At 48.3% G+C, this 2,670-nt stretch carries 4 protein-coding genes; all 4 read right to left on the bottom strand.

Translation table 11 applies throughout. From position 1 onward, the window contains the following. Positions 1 to 313: CoA transferase (locus LG30_RS0120835; RefSeq protein WP_202963177.1), on the bottom strand; the 313-nt coding region annotated here is incomplete at its 3' end. Positions 314 to 357: 44 nt separating this feature from the next. After that, the gene (locus LG30_RS0120840; RefSeq protein ID WP_033132618.1) at positions 358 to 855 is read right to left on the bottom strand and encodes an aromatic-ring-hydroxylating dioxygenase subunit beta; all 498 of its coding nucleotides are present in this window, start codon (positions 853 to 855) and stop codon (positions 358 to 360) included. After that, positions 848 to 2,044, bottom strand: coding sequence for an aromatic ring-hydroxylating oxygenase subunit alpha (locus LG30_RS0120845; protein WP_033132619.1), 1,197 nt, complete (start codon positions 2,042 to 2,044; stop codon positions 848 to 850). The genes LG30_RS0120840 and LG30_RS0120845 overlap by 8 nt, the downstream gene beginning before the upstream one ends. Then, positions 2,028 to 2,670 (bottom strand): hypothetical protein (locus tag LG30_RS0120850; protein WP_202963178.1); only part of this gene is annotated, 643 nt, incomplete at its 5' end. The genes LG30_RS0120850 and LG30_RS0120845, both read right to left, overlap by 17 nt.

Below are 2,670 nucleotides of genomic sequence, written 5' to 3' on the forward strand. Positions count from 1 at the left end.
CCTTAAGAGACTCATAATCCACACCTAAGCGGAATTTCACTTCAGGCCTGAAGTTTTCAAGTACAATGTCCGCCTTTGCCACGAGACGCTTTAAGATCATCTGACCTTCGTCAGTCTTGAGATTCACCGATAAACTGTGCTTGTTCCGGTGTAAGTTTTGATAATCAAATCCTTCTCGTGACCCGCCCATACTGTCACCACGGTCGGTCGGTTCTTCGATTTTAATCACGGCCGCGCCCCAGTCAGCAAAAAGCCGGGACGTCACAGGGCCAGCTCTATGACGCGTTAAATCTACTACCGTCAACTCAGACATTGGTAAATGGCACATGTTATTTTTCCAGTCAGTATTTGGACAGATCAGAGGGGATAGACAATTGAGTCAGATATAATGTCGGGGGTACAGATGCAGATCCTTTGTTTAAAGGCAATCTGCGCGTCCCTCATTATTAGGATGTCCAATGTTTTACCCGTTACCAGCAGGGATGCTTCGTGGCCATTAATACTTTCATATACTGTAAAGCTGCTCGTGACAGATACCAGCATGCATGATCCTTGCTGTTCCACTTTGGTGATGCGCAGGTTTGATACCATGTGCTGCTGAACGCGCTGCCGGAAATAGATGGAATCCTGCAATGCTGCGGCCCGGTCGTACGCCATGTCTTGGTTTTCACACAACACAAAACATAAGGGCCACCCGCGTTCAACGTTTTCACGAGACGTCACTTTATAGAGGCAATCAGGGGCGAGGAATGTGACCCATTCCATCAGGTCGTTTTGCTCAAGAGTATCGTGATAAGCAGTATAAAAATCAGCCACAGCCGCCTGAAGCGTGAGGTCTCTTTGTAAACTACTCAAAGTGCAATACCTCTTTATAATATCGGTAGAATCCACGGATCGCCGACTCAGTCATCATATGATCTTCACTCGACTCTCCCGTACTGGCCTCCAGAACAATATCCGACTGAGGGCTGCCTTTGGCACCATCTTGCGTCACCGCTAAGATTTCATTGTCATCAATGGTCACCAGTCCGGAAGGCCCCAATAAGTTGGCTTGTAGCAGCCGGCGTTTCGTGAGCGCTTGAGATTCATTCGCATAGCCAAAAAACGTCCAGACCTTAATACAGGCATTCGGCCCATCCGGGATAACATGTCGCATTGCCAGACAATTGAGTTGCTGTAGCATGATCAGGTTTGGGAAAATCGTCATAATCGCCCCAGTTCCATGCTCAAATTCACGCTGATGGTCAATTAGCTGAGGCGCTTTGAGCCTAACCTTCGGTGCAGCCTCTTCGTTCTGGCGCGACTGAAAAGAAGCAGTACTCACAAGTACACTGTGTGCCCCGGTTCGACACACTTCGACACTGGTTTTCTGATCAGAACGCCAAATTCCGAAGTTTTTGAAAAACGAGTGCAGTAATGCCGCATGAAAGGGATCTTTGACGTTTTCAACCTGCAGTTTCCAATTGCAGTTGACGCGATGTCGCATTTTTCCGATAACCTTAAGCGCCCTGCCATCACACACCCGATCAAAATAGGCAAGCATGGCCGGATCGAGGTATTCCTCAAACGGCGGCAAATCAAATGAGTGACTGGCAAAAATTACACCATGACGCACCGTGACGTTCAGCCGCTGCATTCCGTGTTCATCCGGGTTAAACGACGCCGACATCCCCCCTTTACCATCAATACCATTCTTAAACGGCATCCCTCTCAGTTCACCCTGAAGATTAAACGCCCACTCATGGTACGGGCAGACGAACAATTTCACGTTACCCTGTTGGTTCTGACAAACTTTTGCTCCCCGATGAGGACAACGGTTTACCAAAACATTGATAGCCCCTTCGCGGTCACGTACCACCACCACGGGTGTCTCACCGAGGTAAGTCTGGATATAATCGCCCGGGTTGGCGACTTCAGCCGCCAACCCTACATAGTTCCAAGTGTTACCCTGAAAAATGTATTCCATCTCCTGGGAATAAACCGAATCACTGGTATAGACTTGCGAAGGGATCCGGCGCGTGCCTTCCTTAGGCCATGGCTTCATCTGAAGGCTCCATGCGAATCTCTATGCTGACACTGAGGTTGCTGGCATAGACCGTCAAATCCGCGATTCTTGACATCACAGTCATCAGCATGGCCCAGCCTTTGTTCTGGACCTCAAACAAGGCTTGGCTATCTTCAATCTCAGCCGAAGCGATAAAATCGTAGCCCATACGAACATGCTCATCATCAAGCACACTATGCAGTTCAAAATGCTCTTTGGTCGAGGAGTCAGCTAAAGCAGGTTTGATGTGCTTGTAGAAAAAGACTGCTGACGCTTCTACAACCAAATGCACCAAGACGACCTTTTCGAGATCAGTCAAAGAGTACATTTGACTCACAAACCATGAACTTGCGGCCTCCAATGTCGGATCAAAAACCGCTTCGAAATCCTGACGATTGTTTTTCAGCTGGCGATTATGTCCTAACTCTTCTTCAAGGTGCGACATCGTCATGTCTTCGTAGGCCTTGTCATTCAGAGTGGAGGCTCTTGACAGCACCATTCGCTGAAAATGATCCGACCATACCTGAAAGCAATCGAGAAACTTGGATTTAGCAACCGGATTAGCCAGCAGCGTGCGATTCGCTAACGCAAAAAGCTTATGTGTATCAAAGCGCTCCATGTAGATC

The sequence above is a fragment of the Aeromonas aquatica genome, from assembly GCF_000764655.1.
In the GTDB taxonomy this organism is placed as follows: domain Bacteria; phylum Pseudomonadota; class Gammaproteobacteria; order Enterobacterales; family Aeromonadaceae; genus Aeromonas; species Aeromonas aquatica.

Coding starts and splice junctions, on each gene's coding strand:
- LG30_RS0120845 (WP_033132619.1), bottom strand. CDS start 2,044: ATGAAGCCATGGCCTAAGGAAGGCACGCGCCGGATCCCTTCGCAAGTC.